Origin of the sequence: Streptomyces spongiae (genome assembly GCF_009377185.1) — a bacterium.
Classification (GTDB): Bacteria; Actinomycetota; Actinomycetes; order Streptomycetales; family Streptomycetaceae; genus Streptomyces; species Streptomyces spongiae.
Map to the genome: position 1 here is coordinate 1 of NZ_VJZC01000149.1, position 19,089 is coordinate 19,089.

Here is a 19,089-nt window from a genome sequence, read left to right on the forward strand (position 1 = left end):
GTCGTCATGGTCACCACGGTCCTCGTGGTGGCGTAGCGTGACCAGTGGTGACGCACCGCGTGTACTGCTTGTACGCGCGGTGTCGGTACGGGTACGAGGCGCGCGGCGTTACGGCGGCCGGGGAGCGGGCGTTGAGCCGGGGAGGCGGTAGTTGATGACCGAGCGTACGGGTGCGGAGGCCGTTCCGGGCGTAGAGGCGGCCGTGAACGTCGGGGACGGCTGGGACAGCGATGACGGGGGCGGGCTGCGGCCGGAGGACGAGGCCGGGAGAGGCGTGGTCACCGCGTTCGGGCAGAACATGAAGACGCTTCGAGTGCGGGCGGGGCTGGACCGGGAGGCCTTCGGGAAGCGGATCGGGTACTCGGCGTCGACGGTCGCGTCGTACGAGCAGGGACGGAGGGTTCCGTCGCCTCGGACGATCGATCGGGCGGATGAGGTGCTGGGGGCGACTGGGCTGCTGAGCGTGTGGAAGGAGGAGGTGGAGAAGGCTCAGTATCCGGTGTTCTTTCAGGGGATGGCGGCCTTGGAGAAGGAGGCCATTGAGCTGCTGTCGTACAGCGCGCTTGTGTTCAACGGCCTGGTCCAGACCGAGGAGTACATGCGAGCGCTGCTCGCCATGCGACGTCCGGCTCTGGACCAAGAGACCATTGAGCAGCGGGTTACGGCGCGCCTTGCCCGCCAGGAGATCTTCGACCGCTCCCCTGGGCCACTGCTGAGCTTCGTCATCACGGAAGCGGTGCTGCGACACCGATACGGCGGAAAGGGCGTTCTGCGGGGGCAGTTGGAACATCTGCTCCTGATCGGCCAGAAGCCCGACGTCGAGATCCAGGTCATGCCTATCGACTGCGAGGACAACGCGGGCGTGAACGGGCCGTTCACGGTCGTCACGCGGAAGGACGGCAAGAAGTTCGTGTACGCCGAGACGCACGCCTCCAGCACTCTTGAGACCGACCCGGAACAGGCGGCTCTCGCCGCCGCCCGCTATGGGATCATCCGATCACAGGCTCTCACTCCGCGAGAGTCACTGGAGTTCATCGAAGGGTTGCTGGGATCGCTATGAACAACGCTGAGTCCACGACCGTCGCATCCGGCCTCGCCTGGTTCAAGAGCAGCTACAGCGGAACCGAGGGCGGCGAGTGCGTGGAGGTCGCGGCTGCCAAGACCGCTGTGCACGTCCGGGACTCCAAGGCCGTGGCCGGGCCCATGCTCACGGTGTCGCGTGAGGCTTGGGCGGGGTTCGTCGGGTTGGCCTCGTCGGAGCGGGGTTTCTGACGGTCGTACGTGTGCGAGAGCCCTGCCGGTTCCTTTCGGACGGCAGGGCTCTCGTCTTGCGGGGTGCCTGGTCAGCCGACCTCGCGCAGGCGACGGGTGAACTCGTCGTGGGCGGCGCGCATCTCGGCCTTGCGGTGGGCCCGGTAGAGGGGGCCGGTGTAACCGTCCGGGACCTTGGCCTCGTTCGGGAAATCCTCCGGTGAACTCAGCTGCTTCCAGGCGTCCTTGGGCTGGCCGTAGCCGTGCTGCTGGTGTGCCTTCGCGATGCGGCGGCCCGTCGCGTCGAACCACATGTTCTCCTCGTACTGCTGGAGTACGGGGAAGCGGGCGTCATACATGGCCACCAGTTCGTCGGCGCTGATGCCGAGCCAGACCGCGACGAGGGCGTCGATCTCCACGAGGGCCGCACGGCGGGCGAACTCAGGGCGGAGAGGGGTGTCGCGGGTCCAGGTGCGGGTTACGCCTTCGGCGAGCGGGGGTGTGGCCTCGGGCCAACAAGCGGAGGCGGCCCAGCTGTCCTGTTCCCAGCCGGAATCATAGAGCTCCTCCCAGAGGCGGGCGTAGTCATTGGTCTGACAGTTGAGACGGAGGGTACGGAGGAGGAGAGCCCCCTCCAGAGGGTGGGCTGCAGTTGGGGCGGGCATGACCGCGGCCTCGCCCTTCTGGAGGTCCGAGCGGCCGGTGGCCCGCAGGAAGTAGTCCAGCGGCAACGACGCCCAGAAGCCCGCAGTCAGCGCGGTCTCTCGGCTGGTGTCCAGCACAGCGCTGTGCATCATGTGCACGTGTGCCGGTCCCGGCGGGATGAGGGCTGCGAAGAGGCTTCGTTCTGTGTTGGACGCGATCTGTCGGCGCCAGGCCAACCGATAGAACCGCGAGTACGGACGGCTGGCCCAGCTCCATAGCAACGCCCGCCGCTCGTCCTCGTCGTCGGTGAGTTCCTGGAGGACGTCCGTCACTCGCTCGTCGCTGCGCAGGTCGTCGAGTAGCTCCGCATCGGTCCAGGTGCGCCGGGCGAGACCCGCGTAGTAGTCCGTCGGCGAACAGGACGCGGAGCGGCGGTAGTTCGTACGCGGTACCGCGTCCACCGCCAGGTTCAGGTGGTCCCAGGGCTCCACCTGGAGCGAAGTACGAGCGCCCTCGATCGGCCGTTTGGCGAAGGCCGTTGCGATGCCGATGAACGGCCCCTGAAGGATCACGTCGCTCCAGGCGTCGGCCGGACCAGAGTCCCAAGTGAAGTAGCCCGCAGTACGATCCGTCTTCTCGTTGAAGCCGCCACTGATACGCGGGGTCATGGAGCCCAGCCGGTGTGGCCACTTCGCGAGCACCGCGATGGCCGCCTCCTCGGCTTGTGTCACGGGGTACAGCAGCTTGGTCTCATGGACCGGCGGTGGCTTCTCATCACCCGCCAGACCACGCCACTGGGCGAGTGTCTCGCGGTCCACCGTCACGACGCGGCTCTGGTGCGCCCGCATGTCCCATGTGCCGCGGTACTTGATGCCTGGGGGCTCACCGCTGCCGTCGTGGCGTACGGACTGAGCGAGCACCAGCGGATGAAAGAGCCAACTCAGGTGCTGGAAACGGATGTCTTCCTGGCTCTTGCCGTACACATTGACGCTGAAGTGCGTCGTGTCGCTCACCGGAGGGGCAAAGAGCAACTTGGCGTTGACGAAGTCCGCGTGCACCCGCAGGTGCCGATAAGCAGCCCCCCGCAGCACCCCCTCTTTCGCGCCCGTCAGGTGCGTGGACGGATGGATCAGCCCCGCAATCCCCCGCTCCCCAACAGCCCTCCACCCCAACAACATGAACGCTCGATACATGTCCGGCCGCGTCCCCACCAGCTCCGGATACGTATCCGCCGATGACAGGAACTCCGAAACCCCCGCCACGATCCCCAACTCGTCCAAATAGAACGACCGGTGCTGAGACCTGGCCAGTGCCATGGCCACGTTCTCTTCCCGGTTGGCCTCGGCTTCCTTGCCGCCCAGCACGAACCACGGCTCGATCTCGGCGAGGACCCCGTTCTCGTCCCACTCCTGCCGCACCCACGGCGGATTCCCCACCATCAAGTCGAACCCGCCCTCCGCGAACACATGCGCGAAGTCCAACTCCCAGTGGAAGAACCCCCGGTCCTCGGCGATCTGCTTCACCTTCTCGTACCAGGGGAACGTGTACCCGAGGTCGTCCGGCTTGGCCCACACCGTCTCCTCAGTCAACCTGTCGTCGAGTTCGCGCTCCTTGGGGTCCAGTTGATCAAGGTGCTTGACGCCCTCGAACGACCACAGCGCGGCCTGCTTCCCCTCCCCCGTGTCGATGTCCACCCGCCCGAGCACGGCCTCGGCGAACTCCAGCCAGTCGTCCAGGGACCGGAGAGGAACCCGTCGCCGAGAGCTGTCCTTCGGGAGCGCCGTCCGGTCCTCGCCGCCCGGCCGGTACTCGAAGTCGTCCGATCCGTCCAGCAGCCCGATGTCCTCCAGCGGCCAGAACCACAGTGCGCACCAGGCGTCCATGACCTGCTTGAGCCGCCAGTAGGGCCTGCCCTTGCGATGCAGCGCCTTCACCACGGCGTCCCGGTCCATCGGCGCACGGCCCTCGCCGTCCGGGGCCACGGACGGCGCACCCCACACATCCACATGCCGGGAGATCTCCTGCTCGGAGAGCTTGAGCCGCAGCTCGACCAGCTCCCACAGGAACTCCACCCGCCGAGCCAGCCTCATCAGGCGCCCGGTCTGCGTCTTCTCACCCGGCTCCCCCGCGTCCTCGTCCACCTCAGGCCGCGACACGGGCCTGGGGCGTGCCGCACCCCCGCCAGCGTCCACTGACCCGAAGCCCAACGACGGCTGCTCCCAGATGTCCAGCCCGAGATCGAAAGCCGCCTGCCCCAACCTGGCGTCCTGCTTGGCCAGTTCCTCCGCCAGTACCTCAGCTGCCGGAGCGGCCTTCTTCTTCGTCCCGGACCCCTTGGGCTGCTCCCCCTTCGGCTTCCTCCGCATCGCCGAACGCCACTTGCGCATGGCCTCGACCAACTCGGGCGCCAGCCAGTCGACGACGTCCCCGTCGACCACGGCCTTCACCGTCTCCTCCGAGGTGCCCTTCTTCAGGGTCCGCACGGACACCTTCTCGCCGATGGACCCCCACCCCATCGCTGGCAGCAGGAACTGGTGGACCTCACGGCCCTTCAGCTTCTCGCCCAGCGGAACGTGCCGGGGCCGCTGCGGCTCCTTCGTCGTCAGCCAGCCGCCGTGCTTCAGACTGTGCCCGGGATACACCTTCCGCGCCGCCCCGACCAGTGAGTTGCCCCGGTGCAGGTGGAGGCCGTACCAAGGCGCCTTCATGCCCCGGTACATGGTGTTCAGCCACAGGGAGATCTCGGCGATCTCGACCGCCATCTCGCTCAGGTCCACGCCGTACGCGTTGTGCAGGGCGATGTACGCCTTCGCCTTCTGCAGCTCACGCTGGTAGTCCTCGGGGTCGATCTCCATGCCCCGCTCACGCTGAGCGAGCCGCAGGTACAGCTCGGCGAGCTGGTTGACGGCCTCGTTGAGGAACGCGCCGGAGCCCAGGGCCGGCTCGCAGACGCGCCACTTCAGGACGTCGGCCGCGTTGACCCAGGCGTTCTCCGGGTCCTTGGGGTCGACCTTGCCGTCCTCGTCGAGCCGGAAGCGCAGGGTCTGTTCGACTGTGGCACGGGTGAGGGACTCGGGGGTGTAGTAGGAGGCGCTGGTCTGACGGTCGCGGCCGGCCATACGGTAGACGTAGGAGTCGACCTTGTGCGGGAACGGCACACGCTCGTTCGTCTCGGGGTTCAGCTCCGTGTTCACAAAGACGCTGTCGTCCCGGCCGCCCGGGTAACGCCCCGAGCGGACCTGGCTCGTCCTGATCAGCCAGGAGCCACCGCTCGGATCACCGCCCTTGGCCACCTCGTACAGCGGCTCCTCGTCGGCGATGAACCCGTGGTAGGACATCAGCCCCTCGTACACCGCCCCGAGCTGGTTGAGGCTCAGGTTCGCGTACGAGATGAACCCGCCGCGCCCACCACGGCCGCGCCCCTCGACGACGGTCAGGTTGCGCAGCACCTGGTGCAGGACCTTGTTGCGCAGGCGCAGGTCGAGCCGGCGGGCGCTGTCGTCGGGGTGCGTGATCACCTGGTCGACGAGCTCTATCGAGGTGGGGTCGAAGAGGCGGGAGCGCAGGGCCTCGATGCGCAGTCCTTCGTAGCCGTCGTCCTCGATCAGTTCCGGCGCCTCGGCGTCCACCTTGTGGAAGGCCTCACGGGAGGTGACCGTGTCGGCGACGGGGTGGCCGGTGAAGACCTTCTCGAACAGCAGGGCCAGGGAGTCGTGGAAGTGGTGGCGGTCGCGGGAGGTGCTGGACAGCTTCTCCTGGACCGCCAGTTCGCGCAGGCGGGCCACGCTGTAGCCGCGGACGTACTCGTCGCTCTTCATCGGGAGGATGTCGAGTTCGGGGCGGGCTTCGGCGTAGAGCAGGAACAGGATGCGGTAGAGGTAGCGCAGCGACTCCTTGGTGAGCAGGCGCGGCAGAGCGCGGGGCTCAGCCAGGGCGTCCGGGAGCCACTCGGGGAGATCGGCGGGCTTGACTTCCTGGTTGCCCGCGAGCTCCAGGACCTCGTTGGCGATCAGCTGGACCGACTTCTTCAGGCCCTCGCGCAGGTCGCCGGTCACTCCGACGGAGTGGTCACGGGACTCCGTCACGAGCCGGGCGATGTCGTCGTCCCCGCCGTTCTCGGCCGGGCGCAGCGACTGGGCACCAAACAGCGCGGCGATCACGTCGAGTTCACCGGCGCTCGCGCCCTTGACGCCCTTGCGGGGCAGCGCGACCTCCAGGCTGACCGCCAGATGGCGACCGCGCGCGTAGTTCTCCCGGTCGGCGAGAATCATGATCCCGCCGAACAGGAGCAGCGCGTAGCGGGGCGCGTCATCGGCGGCGAGCAGCCAGGCCGCGAGGTCCGTGACCGTGGTGAGGGTCTTGCCGGAGGCCACACGGACGGGGGCGGCCAGGCGGTTGGCCGAGCCGTCGCCGCGGGTGGCGGCGATGTCGTACGCGAACCCGCCGGTCAGGACCGCGACGCCGGGCTCGCTGTGGGCCACGGATACCGCGACCGGGCCCGCGGCGGCGCTGTGCACGGTGAGATGTCCGGGGCGCGGGGTGAAACCGAGGGCACGCAGTACGCGTACGTGCCAGGCGTCCAGGCCCGCTCGCCACGCCTCCTCCGGGCTGTCGCCGTAGGCACGCTGTTGGGGAGCGGGCTGGAAGGCGGGCGGATGGTCCGTGCCGGTGTGCGCCTTCAGTACCTCGGCCGCCTTCTGCTGGGCGGCTGCCGCCTCCGGGTCGGGCAGGAGGTTGTACTTCCCGGCCTCGCCGCCCACCGTGAGCCGCACGTCGAAGTAGGGCTGGGTGAGGTCCCGCAGTCCCTGCCGGGGCGTGGGCCTGCCCTGGCGCTCCTCGGCCGTCCACTCTTTCAGGCGGCCCGTCTTGAGCTGCTTGGGCAGGATCTCGTCCAGGTAGAAGGGCGGAAAGTAGTCACCCTCGTTGATCAGAGCGTCGAACTTCACGCTGGCTGCTCCTGCCGGATCGCTTCAGTGGTGGATCGGATGGTCATGCGCTCGGCTCCAGTACCGCCAGGACGCGGACCATCGGGTCGCCGGTCGTGCGCAGCCGGGTCGCGGCCTCTTCGAGCTTCTCGGCGGCCCGCTCACGGGCGGTGCGTCCGCCGCTGAAGCCGGGCAGCGGCTGTTCGAGCCAGCGGCCGACGCTCTCCTCGTACTCCCGCAGAGGGCGGTCGATGTGTTCGTCCGCCTCGGTGCGTCGGCGTTCCATCTCCCGGCGGGTGGCGTCCACGGCCGCCGGTACCTGCTGCTGGAGTTCGGTCAGGTCGCCCTGGGCGAAGTGGTCCGGCATGTCCGGGCCCAGGCCCAGCTCGGCCAGCAGCGGGCGGGTCAACTCCCGTACCCGGGGCTCCTGTCCGGGCCGGTCCAGCCGGTCGACGGCGAGCCAGGCCACCACGGTGGGGCGGCCGTCCTGGTTGGACCAGACGCCCTGCGTGAGGAACACCGGCTCCGGTACCCGGGCGCGGTCCACCTGGATCACCGGCGCCTGCTGTCGGCCCAACTGGACCAGGACCTTGTCGGTGATCCACTCCAGGACGGGGTGCAGCTCGCCGACGTAGTGGGCGTCGGGCCACAGCGACGTCGAGTCGGCTTCCTCGCGGGCCCGGCGCAGGGAGTCGGCCGCGTCCTCCTTGCTGAAGGTGAGCTTCATGCGGCGGGTGATGCCGTGGTCACGGAGGTAGCCGGCGGGGAGGACGTCGAGCCGGTCGGCGAGGTCCTCCGGGGTGTCGAAGCTCAGGTCGGTGCCGTCCACGGTGGTGTCCAGACGAAACGCCTCCAGGTCCGCGAGTTCCTCCAGGCCGGCGAGGACGTAGTCGCGGCGGTCGGTGAACAGGCGCAGTTCCTCGGCGAAGCGGAGGGGAGCGGTGCCTCCGTCCGTTGCTCGGTGATCGTCGTCCTGTGTCGCCGGGGCCTCGGCGTCTTCCGGCTCGTCGTCGAACGCGAAAGCGGCCTCCTCCTCGTAGTCCAGGTCGAAGCCGAAGCCGGAGTCGTCGTAGGAATCGCCGTCGGTGCCGAATTCCGCGTTCAGCTGCTGGACGAGCGGCAGGTCCACGGGAGTCTCTCCGTCACGCAGGTCGACGGCCTCCAGATCCGCCACGGCCTGCTGCGGCGCCTCGCCCCTGAGCAGCGCCTCCATGACGCGCTTCTCCTCCAGCGCCCCGTCGTTCTCCTTCGTCGCGGCCTCCACCGCGCCGAGGATCGTGTGGACCCGTTCCTCGCGCGCGAGCACCTTCTCAGCGATGTCCGTGTCGTCGAGCGCACCCTCAACGGCCGACTCCAGGATCATCGCGCGGAACTCGGGCGGCCTGGTCTGGCCGTAACGGTCGATGCGACCGTTGCGCTGCTCCACCCTGATCAGGCTCCAGGGCAGATCCCAGTGGATCAGGTGGTGGCACTGGCGGTGCAGGTTGACGCCCTCGGAGGCGCCGTCACCCGTGAGCAGCAGCCGGACGTCGCTGCCCGCGCGGGCGAACTCGTCGACGTACTCCATCTGGACCCGGTCGGAGATCCCGGAGCTGTGCAGGACCTTGACCGCGGCCTTCGCGTCGTCCTCGTCCTTCCAGCCGAGCAGCGGCGGCAGCACCTTGCCCAGCCAGTCGAGGGTCTCGTGGCGCTCGGAGAAGACGACCGCGCGGGTGGAGCTACCCGCCTTCAGGCCGATGCGGTCCAGCTCCTCGACCAGGCCCGCCAGCTTGGAGGTGGCGGTCAGCCCGTCGGCCTCCGCCGACGACCGCTCGATGGCGCGGGCCAGCTCCATCAAACGCAGGAGAGAGGCCGCCTCGGGCGTCCGCGTCTCGGTGCCGGCCAAGGACTCGTCGGTGATCGTGTGCTTCTCGGGGAGGAGGTGTCCCGTCCCGGCCAGTCGTTTGCGGGCGGTGACGAAGAGGGCGCGGTGGGAGGAGAGGAAGGACTTCAGCAGGACGTACGGGAAGAGACGGTCCTCCGCGCCGACCCTCTGGTCCGGCCGGGTCAGCCAGTGCTCGGCGAGCTCCTGGAAGACCTGCTCCTCCAGCGCGTTGGCCTGGCAGCGCACCGGGCGGGAGCCGCCGCGGGGTGCCCAGTGGGCCTTGAGCTGCTCCGCCACCTCGGCGCTGACCTTGGTGCGGCGCAGCATCAGGTGCTTCAGCTCGTCCGGCTTCGGGTCGCGCGGGTCCTTGACCGCCATGGGGTCGAGGAGGCGGACCAGTCCGGTGAAGGCCGGCATGTCGCCGTTGTGCGGGGTCGCGCTCGCCAGGATCAGCGCGTCGCTGCGCTCGGCGAGCAGGTCGGCGAGCGCACGGCGGTCGCTGCCCTGGTTGATGAGGTTGTGGGACTCGTCGATGACCACGGCGTCCCAGTGGATGTGCTCCAGCCACGGGCGGTAGCGCCGGGGGTTCTTCAGGGTGTCCATGGAGATGATCACGCGCTTGTAGTACGTGAACGGGTTGCGGCCCGCCGGGATCTTCCGCTCGATCCGGGCGATTCCGGCGCTGTCGAGCCGTACCAGCGGCAGCGAGAAACGGGTCCACATCTCGTGCTGGAACTGTTCGAGGACAGGGGCGGGCGTGACGACCAGGATGCGTTCGCCCCGGCCGCGCCGGATCAGCTCGCCGAGCAGCACGCCGATCTCCAGGGTCTTGCCCAGGCCGACCACGTCACCGATCAGAAGCCGCGGGCGCAGCGGATTGACCAGCGCCTTCGCGGCGGGCCGCAGCTGGTAGTCCATGCGGTCGAGGAGGAAGCCGTCGGCCAGCGCCAGCCGGCGTTCCCGCTGCGGGAGCGGCGTCTTGCGCAGGACGGCCTCCAGGAAGAGGCGGCTGCGACGGAAGTGGGGCGAGCCGTCGGCGAGGAGCTTGGTGTCCTCGGGACGCAGAATGCGGGGCCGGTCCAGCGCGGGCACGAGGAAGCGGGCCTCCTGACCGCGCACCAGGTCGGAGGCTCCGATGGCTTCGATCACGAACTCGCCGGGTCGCGGCAGCCGCTTCCTGTTGCGGACCATCCACTCCTCGTCCCGCACCTCGATCACCGAACCGACGGGCGGGATTCCCTCGGGCTCCGGCGCGGGCTGCGAGGCAGGGCGGGCCTCGGGGCTGCCGGGCATTGCGTCGGGCATGAGGGGTGGATCCTTTCGGGGCATACCAGTCGGTCGTACGGGGTCCCTGCCGCGGTGGCGGGACCGGCACTGTGGGTGGTGCCGCCGCTGTGCGGGGTCCCTCTGAAGCGTAGGGCTCTGTGAGGTGAAGCGGGACCATCCTGGGCAAGGCGGCAACGGGTGGTATTCGGGGGCCGATGTGCGGCCTCCACCGGACCTCACCGCCCGTGCGTCACAGGTCCCCGCGGTGGGCGTACGCCTCGCGCAGTCGCTCGGCGACGCGCAGTGCCGCCTTGGGGGCGCCTTGCGGGACGGGCGCCGGTGGTGGCGCCTCCGGCTCCGGTGGCTCTGGGAGCTGCAGGCGGTAGCTCGTGGGCTCGGCAGGAGCCGGAAGCGGCGCCGAGGGGGCCGCCGGTGGTTCCGCGGGCCGCTCGTCCGCGGGCGTCGGCGTGGGGTCCTGGGGAGGAGCGACGGCCGCCTCCTGGGCCAGTTCGATCTCCTCGGTGTCGACGAGACCGTAGAAACCCGGGGAGTCGTCAGCCGCGCCACCGTCGGCCCAGGGCGCATCGGGTGCGGCGCCCGCGTCGACTGCCTTCTGGGCCAGCTCCTGTACGGCCGGACTGGCCTGGTCGGCGAGCGCGGCGGCAGGCAGCTTCGGGGTCAGGCCGGACTCCGCGACCAGCGTCGCGAGCTGCTCGGCCGCGAGCTCAGGTGTCAGATCGGACGCGGCGAGCAATGCCTTCACGTTCGCCTCCACCGCGTCGAGTTTCGGACGCTGCACCGGATAGGGAACGAGGATCTGGGCGAGCAGCCCTATGAACGCCGAGTCGACACCATCCCAGTTCGTCGGCCCCGTCGTGAGAGGCCCATGGGGATAGGGCGGCCGACCCGTCAGCGCGAAGAAGAGGGTGGCACCGAGCGCGTACACATCTGCGGGTTCCTTGACGTGCTTGGCGTCCGTCCGCTGTTCGAGGGGCATGTAGTCGAGGGTGCCGATCCCGACATTCGACGCGGTCAGTGCCTGGCTGGACTGCCGCTCGGCGAGCACCGCGAGTCCGAAGTCCAGCACCACGGGGCCGTCCGGCCCGAGGACGACATTGCTCGGCTTCAGGTCGCGATGCAGCAGACCGGCGCCATGGATCACGCGAAGGGCATCCACCAGGGCCAGGCCGAGCGCCGCATAGGGACCGACACCGAGGGGACCTGAGCCCGTGACCATGGTGTGCAGGGAAGGACCAGCGACGTAGTCCATGGCGAACCACGGCCACTCGGCGTCCGGGGCCCAGGCGATGAGCGCCGGAACCCGCTCACTGACGACGGCACCGACGGCGTCGATCTCCCGGGCGAACCGCTCGCGAGCCTGCGGCTCGCCGTCCAACAGCTCCGGCTTGATCATCTTGACCACCACGAGCCGCGGCTCGGCGGCATCCATGCCCGCATCCGCCTCGACCAGCTGATAGGCCGCGGCGTCCTCGTCCGTGAAGCCGTCCAGCGGAATCCGGCGGGCCAAGTACGCCACGCCCATGCCGCCCTCTCCGAGCCGGGCGAGCATCTCGAAGGGGCCCAGCACCTGCGGGTCTTTGTTGGTGTCCAGCGGCTTCATCGGCGCTTTCGAATCCCCCACGCTCTTGTCACGATCGTCACCGTGGCCTCAGTGCTGTCGATCAGTTTACGGGGCTGCGTTCCGGCGTGGACCTGCCAGCGACGATCAGCGCGCCCCTGGTCTTTCAAGTGGCCGGATTTCAGAAGTGGTTGAACACACGGTGCTGTACGGTCACCGTACGCGATCACGTGTCATGTGCATACGTCATGTTCTTTCGGGGAGGGGCCGGATGCGGGCCTGGGTGGTACGGGCGGGCGAGAACGGCGAGCGGGAAGAAGCCGCCCTGGGACAAGGTGTCCTCCTCGCCGGATGGCTCGGCCTCGGCGATCTCACCCACACCGTCTCACGTGACGATCTCAGGGCGGCTGTGGCCGCCGCGTATCCCGACGAGGGTCCGTACGCGGTCGGGAACTGGACAGGCCAGCTCTACCGCTTCGTCCATGAGATCCAGCCCGGAGACCTCGTCGTCCTGCCTCTGAAGTCCTTGCTCGTGGCCATCGGCCGAGTGGCGGGCGCCTACGAGTACCGTTCGGAGACCGCCGACGGAATGCGCCATGTCCGGCGCGTGGACTGGCTCGTCACCGACATCGACCGGCAGTCGATCCAGTCCGACCTCCTGGACAGTATGGGCTCCCTGCTGACCGTCTTCGAGCTGAGCCGGTTCGGGGCAGCGGAGCGTGTGGCCACCCTGGCCGAGGGCAAGCCCGACCCCGGGCGCCCCGACGCCGACGAGTTCGCCGCCACTCTGACCGAGCCCGCCAAGCTGCACGAGGAGGTGCGACGGCGCAGCGCCGACGAGCCGCTCACCCTGTCCATCCGCGACTTTCTCGCGATCTGGGGCGTTCAGCGCCGGTACCCGGCAGACACCGCGCTGATCAAGGACGATCTCGAAGCGCGCGGTCTGGTCACCGTGCCGCCCTTCACGGAAGGCACCCTGGACAGCCGGATCGCGGTGCTCGCAGGCGGCGCCGAGCCGGACCCGACGGGGAGCAGCGCCGTCACCCGGCTCTCGGGGACCGCGGGGCTTTCGGTCGAAGCACAGAGCGCGGCACAGGCCGCCGGTCTCCTCCAGGACGAGGAGACGGAGGCGGAGACCGTCGCGTACCGGGTGAGCAACCTCGACTCCGCGAACCGCATGCCCGAATGCGTACGGGTCGGGGACAGCACCAGCACCGCTATGACCATCATGGTGCTGCGCGGCTACAGTCAGCTTCCCGTCCTCGACGCGGATGGACGGCTGCGCGGTGTCGTCAGCTGGGAGTCGATCGGTCGCGCGCGGATGGCCGATCCCGGTGCCGGGCTGGAGGCCGCGACGGTCAGGGGACAGGAGGCCGACCGCTCGGACGACCTGCTCGACTGGGTCGGGACCATCCAGCAGTTCGGTTTCGTCGTGGTACGCGACCACGACCACAGAGTTTGTGGTCTCGTCACCGCGTCCGACCTGACGGTCCAGTTCGGCACCCGGGTGCGCCCCTTCGTCCTGGTCGAGGAGATCGAGCAGCGCCTCCGCCAGGTCGTCGACCGATGCATCCCGCTCGATCGAATCCGCGCGGTGGTTCCACGGGGGCGCGCGTCCGAGGTGCTCTCCGCTGCCAACCTGACCTTCGGGGCGTACAAGCACCTGCTCAGGGTTCCCGAGAACTGGGCTGCACTGGGGTGGGCCATAGACCAGGAGTACTTCCTCGCAGCGCTTGAGGAGTGCCGCAACTTCCGGAACGATCTGATGCACTTCAGCCCGGACCCCGTGACCGAGGATCAACTGCTCCCCGCGCAAGGGCTGCTGGAGCTGCTGCGGTCGTTGGATCCGCAGGGCTGACCGCAGGCCGCAGAGTTTGCCGACTGCAGACGGCATCGTCCCTGAACATTCGCAGGCTGTCGATCACGCCGCTGCGGACACCGCGCCCGGCAGCGGTACCTGGCCTTCCACAGGTACCGCGGATGCGACAGGGGCAGAGGGTAGCCTTTCGCGGCGGCCGAATGGCTCGTACACCAGCCACTTCCGGAGGGCAGCGGCCGCGCCTACTGAAGACCGCCAGCTTTCCTGCCCCCAACACATAAGGGTCCCCGCCCAGCCATGAGACCAGGCCAGTACCCCAAGGGCAGACGAGTCGGGCTGTACGCCGGGTTCTGTTCTCCGGGGTCCTCGCGAACCCCGGAGCGACGGCCATCCATCTAGGGCCGGCGTTGCCGCCGGCCTCGTGCGGTCTACCCGCGGACTTGGGCGGGCAGCCCTCGATCGTCCGCGCAGAGACGCCCTTCTTTCGAAGAGGCGGCTCCTCTTGACCTTGCTCCGGGTGGGGTTTACCTAGCTGCCCAGGTCGCCCTGGGCACTGGTGGTCTCTTACACCACCGTTTCACCCTTACCGAGGACCGAGGTCCCCGGCGGTTTGCTTTCTGTGGCACTGTCCCGCGGGTCACCCCGGGTGGCCGTTAGCCATCACCCTGCCCTGTGGAGCCCGGACGTTCCTCGGGGAGCTCCCCGTCAGGGGGACTCCACGCGGCCGTCCGCCCGGCTCGTCTGCCGTGTCGACCATGTTACCGGGCGCCCAGCGGTCTTCGGCGCAGCCGCCGTGGCCAGGAGCGAGCCCGCCAGGATCAGGGTGAAGGAGGCCAGGACCGTGGCCGTGAGCTGTTCGTCCAGGAACAGCGCGCCCGCCGCTACCGCCACCGCCGGGTTGACGTACGTGAAGACCGTGGCTCGGGTCGGGCCCGCCTCCCTGATCAGTTCCAGGAAGGCTACGAACGCCAGTGCCGTGCAGATCACTCCCAGGGCGAGGAGAGAGGCCAATACCGGCCCTGACGGCATCTCCGTCGGCCATGTCGCCGCTGCCGCGGGGGCGTAGACCAGGGCCGCCAGGGCGAGCGTCGGGGCGATCAGCTGGAGTGTGGGGACCTGTTGGAGGTGGCGGGCGATGATCAGAGGGGCCGTGGCGTAGCCCAGGACCGTTACCCCTACCTCCGCCAGGGAGCGGGTGTCGCCGCCGGTCAGGTGCGGGGCCGTGAGGACCGCTACTCCGGCCAGGCCCAGGGTCAGGCCCACCATCCTGCGCGCGCCCAGCCTCTCCGTGTCGCCGAAGAAGCGGGCCAGGATCACGCCGACTATCGGTACGCCCGCGATCAGCAGGCCCGCTGTGGAGCTGGAGAGGTGGCGTTCGGCGTCGGTCAGGGTCCACCAGGGGCCGATGATCTCGATGATGGAGAAGGCGAGCATGGGGCGCCAGTGGGTCCTCAGTGTTCGGGCCAGTCCTCCTTGGCGTAGGGCGAAGGGGAGCAGGAGCGCCGCCCCCAGCGCGCAGCGCGTGAACACCACCATCGACGGGGACACCGCGTCCACCGCCACCTTGATCATCAGGTAGGGGATGCCCCAGAGGACTCCCATGAGAGAGAAAAGGGCCCAGCCTCGTGCGGTCATGGGGTGAGTTTCGGGTGGGGCGTCGGGTCGTGTCTTGAACGCTGTTGCACGTCCCTACGGGTTCGCGCGCACCCCCCTGCTGTACGCCGCCGGTGTCACCCCCAGTACCCGCCTGAACCACCTCGTCATGTGTGCCTGGTCCGCGAAGCCCACCTGGGCGGCCACCTCCGCGGGGCGTCCGCCCGCCTCCAGGAGGGTGCGGGCCCGGGTGACGCGGTACTGGGCGAGCCAGGCGTATGGGGGCATCCCCGTCGTCGTACGGAAGGCGCGCAGGAGTTGGTAGCGGGACAGGCCCAGGTCGGCGGCGAGGTCGGCCAGGGAGGGTGGGGCGAGGAGTTCGTCGGCGAGGCGGTCGCGTACGGCGCGGGCGAGGGTGCCCGCGCCGGGGATCGTGTCCGGGGCCGGGCGGGCTGTGGAGTGGCGGCGGGCCAGGGCCGTGAGCAGCCAGGGGAGGCGGGATTCCGTCTCCAACGGGTCGGGGCAGGCGCTGAGTTCGGCGTGTGCGGTGTGAAGGGCAGCAGCCAGTTCTGGGTCGTCGATCACCGGGTCGTGGAAGTGAGGGATGCCGGTGAGCGTGCCGTCGGCGAGGAGGGACGGGGTCGGGTACAGGGCTCGGTACGCGTAGCCGTACGGGTCGGAGATTCCGGTGTGCGCCTCGCCGGGGGCCAGGACGATGATCGCGCCCGGGCCCGCGTGGATGCCGCCGCCGCGGTAGTCGATGAACGACGCGCCCGTCACGCAGATTCCTACGCTGAACTCTTCGTGCGCGTGCGGGGCGTACCGGTGGCGGGAGAAGCGGGCGGTCAGCAGGTCGAGGGGGGCGCCGTCGCGGCCGAGGGTGGCACGGGTCCAGTGGGTTTGTTCCTTGTCGACCTTGTTGATCTTGTCGACCTTGTCGATGTGTCCGCTCACCCTCCGCGCCCCCTTCCACCGGCCGTCCCCAGGCTACGCCCGGCGGCTCGGGGAACGGCTCAGAGGAAGTCCGAGGTCTCCAGGTCGAAGGCGAAGGGCTCCGGGAGGGTTAGCGGCTTGCCGAGCGGGCGGGTGCAGTGCTCGCGGTAGTCGTCCTTCTCCGGGTCTCTGAACAGCGTGATCGAGGATGCCTCGCGGTCGACCAGTAGGTAGAGGGGGATGCCGCCGCGGGCGTAGCAGCGGCGTTTGGCCTCGCGGTCGGCCTTGGGCTTGGTCGAGGTCACTTCCAGGACCAGGGCGACGCCGTCACAGGGCATCCAGGAGTCGGCGCCGCGGTAGAGCCGCAGCTTCGTGGGGGCGAAGGTGCCGTCCGGGATCGCGTGGTTCTTCGGACAGTCTCCCCCGCTCGGCAGCTTCAAGCCCTTGTTCCCGGAGAACTGCATGTCGGTCCGGGACCGTCTGATCACCTGGTTCACGATCAGCCCGATGTAGTCCTCGTGATCCCCGTCCGGCGGCGGCGTCACAACGATCTCTCCCTCGATCAACTCGGCCCGGAAACCCTCCGGGGTGTCCAGGGCGAGAAAGCCCTCCAGCAGGACGTCTTCCTGCGTGAGCGGCTCATGGGCCATGGCAGTCATGTCACGCCCCTCCTTCTGTCGCTCGCCAGAATCGGACATCGCCGGATCACCTGTCCGTGAGATCGAGAACCGTACCCTCGATCGTGGCACACGAGCACGGCCGGCGTCAGGGTTCGCCCCCGCGCGCCCCTCGCTTGACCCTGCCGCAACGTCAACGTTTCTACTGAGGGCATGCGGATCGGAGAACTGGCCGCGGCCGTGGGGGTCACCACGCGGACGGTGCGGCACTACCACCATCTGGGGCTGTTGCCGGAGCCGGAGCGGCGGTCGAACGGGTATCGGGACTACTCGCTGCGGCACGCGGTCGTGCTCGCGCGGATCCGGCGGCTGACCGAGCTGGGGCTCGGGCTCGCCGAGGTGCGGGACGTGCTCGCGGACGACGCGGGGCGGGATCTTGCCGAGGTGCTCGCCGAGTTGGATGAGGATCTCGCACGGCAGGAGGTCGCGATACGTGAGCGGCGGGAACGGTTGCACGCGCTCATGGACGACGCCGAGCGCGGGCGGCTGCCCGCCGAAGGGCCCGTCTCTCCCGAACTCGCCGCCCTGTTCCGGGAGATGGCCGAGAGGGACGGCGAGGGGTACGCGTCCGCCATGGCCGCCAAGGACCGCGAGGTGCTCGCGTTCATCGAGACCGCGGCGCCTCCGGAGGAGCGGGAGAGGATGCTGGAATCGCTGCGGGCCGCGTTCGAGGTGCCGGGCGCGGTGGAGCGGGCCAAGCGGGTGTACGCGCTGCTGGACGATCTCGCCGACGCAGACATTGACGATCCACGGGTGGAGGAGGCTGCCCGGACGCTCGCCGCCTCGATCCCCGAAGCGCTGGTCCCGGACAGCGACGGCATCGACGAGCACGCCAGTTTCCTGCGCGCCCTCTACGCCGACTTCGCGCCGGCCCAGGCCGAGGTCGTCCGTCGTGCGCTGCGGATCGTCTTGGAGGGCGCCCGATGAGGGGCGGGGTGCGCGTCGCTTCCGTCCTCGTACGTCATGAACTCGCTTTGCTCGCCGCCATCGTGCGGTGGGTGGGGCGGCGGGTCCATGGCGTCGGTGAGGGCCGACGGGCGTTCGGGTACGCGCGCGGTCAGGGGGCCATGATGTTCGGCTTCGGGTTCGTGTGCGTGGTCGAGACGATCGCGTTGTCCGTGTTGTTGCGGGGGTTTCCGCTGCTGCACCAGGTCTTTCTGGTGCTCGATCTCTACACGATCCTGATCGTCGTGGGACTGCACGCGGCCTCCGTGACCCGTCCCCACGTCCTCAGCGACACTGCCCTGCGGCTGCGCCGGTTCGCCGCCGTCGATGTGTGCGTGCCTCTCGCCTCCGTCGCCGCTGTCCGCCGCGAGTTTCGTATGACGCATGAGAAGCGCGAGGGCGAGCTCGATCTGGTGGTCGGTGCGCAGACCTCTCTCGCTGTCGAACTGGCCGAGCCCGTCACGTACCTGACCTTCTTCGGGCGGCCACGGACCGTACGGCTGGTGCGTTTCCACGCGGACGAGCCGGATGTCCTGGTGGCCGAGCTGAGGCAGGCGCTCACGCGGGCGTGAACGGGCACCCCGTAATCTGGCGCGAGCCCTCCCCGTACGTACTGCTAGGAGAACCATGCTCGTCCTGCTGCCGCCCTCCGAAGGCAAGGCCGCCTCCGGCCGCGGCGCCCCGGTGAAGCTGGAGTCGCTGTCGCTGCCGGCGCTCACGGAGGCGCGCGAGGCCGTCCTCGGTGAACTGGTCGAGCTGTGCGCGGGCGATGAGGGCAAGGCGCGCGAGGTGCTCGGGCTCAGTGAAGGTCTACGCAACGAGGTCGCCAAGAACGTCGGGCTGCGGACGGCGGGGGCGCGGCCCGCCGGGGAGATCTACACCGGTGTGCTGTACGACGCGCTGGACCTGGCGTCCCTGGACACGGCGGCGAAGCGGCGGGCGGGGCGCTCGCTGCTGGTCTTCTCCGGTCTGTGGGGCGCCGTCCACGTGACCGACCGCATCCCCTCGTACCGCTGCTCGATGGGCGTGAAACTGCCCGGGCTCGGGGCGCTGGGCGCGTACTGGCGCGGGCCGATGGCGGCGGCGTTGCCCGAGGCCGCCGGCGACGGGCTCGTCCTCGATCTGCGCTCGTCGGCGTATACGGCCGCGTGGAAGCCGAAGGGTGAGGTGGCGGGGCGGACGGCGACCGTACGCGTGCTGCACTCCCAGATCGTGGACGGCGTCGAGAAGCGGTCCGTCGTCAGCCACTTCAACAAGGCGACCAAGGGCCGGATCGTACGGTCCCTGCTGATGGCCGGTGCGGCGCCCAAGGACCCGGCTGAGCTCGTCGAGGCGTTGCGGGACCTGGGGTACGTGGTGGAGGCGGAGGCGCCCGCGCGGGCGGGGAGGGCGTGGGCGCTGGATGTGGTGGTGAGGGAGATTCACTGAGGGGTGCCTACGGTTCAGGAGCATCACCTGTTGCAGCATGCGCAATGACCTTTGCGCATGCTGCCGCTGCTGGGCAGGATGGCGTCATGACTTCGCCCTCGCCCTCGCCTTCGCCCTCGCCCTCGCCTTCGCCCTCGCCCTCGCCTTCGCCTTCGCCCCTGCCC

At 69.4% G+C, this 19,089-nt stretch carries 11 protein-coding genes, 1 other RNA gene and 1 pseudogene; 6 read left to right on the forward strand and 7 right to left on the reverse strand.

The features are described from left to right. The first annotated feature begins 154 nt into the window (after nucleotides 1–154). Nucleotides 155–1,060, forward strand: coding sequence for a helix-turn-helix domain-containing protein (locus FNH08_RS21115; protein WP_152773058.1), 906 nt, complete (start codon nucleotides 155–157; stop codon nucleotides 1,058–1,060). Next, nucleotides 1,057–1,272, forward strand: coding sequence for a DUF397 domain-containing protein (locus FNH08_RS21120; protein WP_152773059.1), 216 nt, complete (start codon nucleotides 1,057–1,059; stop codon nucleotides 1,270–1,272). The genes FNH08_RS21115 and FNH08_RS21120 overlap by 4 nt, the downstream gene beginning before the upstream one ends. A 71-nt stretch (nucleotides 1,273–1,343) precedes the next feature. On the opposite strand, the gene FNH08_RS21125 is transcribed toward FNH08_RS21120, so the two are convergent. The 3 genes from FNH08_RS21125 to FNH08_RS21135 all read right to left on the reverse strand — a co-directional run bounded on the left by FNH08_RS21125 (nucleotide 1,344) and on the right by FNH08_RS21135 (nucleotide 11,572). Then, nucleotides 1,344–6,842 carry an Eco57I restriction-modification methylase domain-containing protein gene (locus FNH08_RS21125; protein WP_152773060.1) on the reverse strand — a complete coding sequence of 1,833 codons (5,499 nt, stop codon included), beginning with the start codon at nucleotides 6,840–6,842 and terminating at the stop codon, nucleotides 1,344–1,346. Nucleotides 6,843–6,885: 43 nt separating this feature from the next. Continuing rightward, on the reverse strand, nucleotides 6,886–9,990 hold the full coding sequence (locus FNH08_RS21130) for a DEAD/DEAH box helicase (protein ID WP_228034260.1): 3,105 nt from the start codon (nucleotides 9,988–9,990) through the stop codon (nucleotides 6,886–6,888). 211 nt (nucleotides 9,991–10,201) lie between these two features. Continuing rightward, entirely contained in the window at nucleotides 10,202–11,572 is a 1,371-nt protein-coding gene (locus tag FNH08_RS21135; protein ID WP_152773061.1) for a serine/threonine-protein kinase, read from the reverse strand. Nucleotides 11,573–11,801: 229 nt separating this feature from the next. Here FNH08_RS21135 and FNH08_RS21140 point away from each other — a divergent pair, with 229 nt between their 5' ends. Further along, a complete protein-coding gene (locus FNH08_RS21140) occupies nucleotides 11,802–13,388 on the forward strand; it encodes a CBS domain-containing protein (RefSeq protein WP_194238559.1) in 1,587 nt (528 codons plus the stop codon). Nucleotides 13,389–13,672: 284 nt separating this feature from the next. Here FNH08_RS21140 and rnpB read toward each other — a convergent pair. The 4 genes and pseudogenes from rnpB to FNH08_RS21160 form a co-directional block, all read right to left on the reverse strand. Continuing rightward, an RNA gene (gene rnpB / locus FNH08_RS21145) (RNase P RNA component class A) lies at nucleotides 13,673–14,089 on the reverse strand. 115 nt (nucleotides 14,090–14,204) lie between these two features. Continuing rightward, nucleotides 14,205–14,984 (reverse strand): annotated as a pseudogene (locus FNH08_RS54030) (DMT family transporter); the annotation flags it as partial. Nucleotides 14,985–15,038: 54 nt separating this feature from the next. Continuing rightward, a complete protein-coding gene (locus FNH08_RS21155) occupies nucleotides 15,039–15,896 on the reverse strand; it encodes a helix-turn-helix domain-containing protein (RefSeq protein ID WP_322725003.1) in 858 nt (285 codons plus the stop codon). A gap of 59 nt (nucleotides 15,897–15,955) precedes the next feature. Continuing rightward, on the reverse strand, nucleotides 15,956–16,534 hold the full coding sequence (locus FNH08_RS21160; protein WP_152773063.1) for a Uma2 family endonuclease: 579 nt from the start codon (nucleotides 16,532–16,534) through the stop codon (nucleotides 15,956–15,958). Nucleotides 16,535–16,705: 171 nt separating this feature from the next. Here FNH08_RS21160 and FNH08_RS21165 point away from each other — a divergent pair, with 171 nt between their 5' ends. From FNH08_RS21165 to yaaA, 3 genes are read left to right on the forward strand one after another with little or no spacing between them, the layout of a single operon-like run. Continuing rightward, on the forward strand, nucleotides 16,706–17,479 hold the full coding sequence (locus FNH08_RS21165; RefSeq protein ID WP_152773064.1) for a MerR family transcriptional regulator: 774 nt from the start codon (nucleotides 16,706–16,708) through the stop codon (nucleotides 17,477–17,479). Beyond that, nucleotides 17,476–18,069: a hypothetical protein gene (locus FNH08_RS21170; RefSeq protein ID WP_152773065.1), complete on the forward strand. Its 594-nt coding sequence runs from the start codon at nucleotides 17,476–17,478 to the stop codon at nucleotides 18,067–18,069. Before FNH08_RS21165 ends, FNH08_RS21170 begins: the two co-directional genes overlap by 4 nt. A 55-nt stretch (nucleotides 18,070–18,124) precedes the next feature. Then, a complete protein-coding gene (yaaA, locus tag FNH08_RS21175; protein ID WP_152773066.1) occupies nucleotides 18,125–18,925 on the forward strand; it encodes a peroxide stress protein YaaA in 801 nt (266 codons plus the stop codon). Nucleotides 18,926–19,089: the final 164 nt, after the last annotated feature.

Excerpts from the sequence above, each read along its gene's own strand:
- FNH08_RS21115 (WP_152773058.1), top strand. The coding sequence starts at position 155 with ATGACCGAGCGTACGGGTGCGGAGGCCGTTCCGGGCGTAGAGGCGGCC.
- FNH08_RS21120 (WP_152773059.1), top strand. The coding sequence starts at position 1,057 with ATGAACAACGCTGAGTCCACGACCGTCGCATCCGGCCTCGCCTGGTTC.
- FNH08_RS21130 (WP_228034260.1), bottom strand. The coding sequence starts at position 9,990 with ATGCCCGACGCAATGCCCGGCAGCCCCGAGGCCCGCCCTGCCTCGCAG.
- FNH08_RS21135 (WP_152773061.1), bottom strand. The coding sequence starts at position 11,572 with ATGAAGCCGCTGGACACCAACAAAGACCCGCAGGTGCTGGGCCCCTTC.
- FNH08_RS21140 (WP_194238559.1), top strand. The coding sequence starts at position 11,802 with ATGCGGGCCTGGGTGGTACGGGCGGGCGAGAACGGCGAGCGGGAAGAA.
- FNH08_RS21160 (WP_152773063.1), bottom strand. The coding sequence starts at position 16,534 with ATGACTGCCATGGCCCATGAGCCGCTCACGCAGGAAGACGTCCTGCTG.
- FNH08_RS21165 (WP_152773064.1), top strand. The coding sequence starts at position 16,706 with ATGCGGATCGGAGAACTGGCCGCGGCCGTGGGGGTCACCACGCGGACG.
- FNH08_RS21170 (WP_152773065.1), top strand. The coding sequence starts at position 17,476 with ATGAGGGGCGGGGTGCGCGTCGCTTCCGTCCTCGTACGTCATGAACTC.
- yaaA (WP_152773066.1), top strand. The coding sequence starts at position 18,125 with ATGCTCGTCCTGCTGCCGCCCTCCGAAGGCAAGGCCGCCTCCGGCCGC.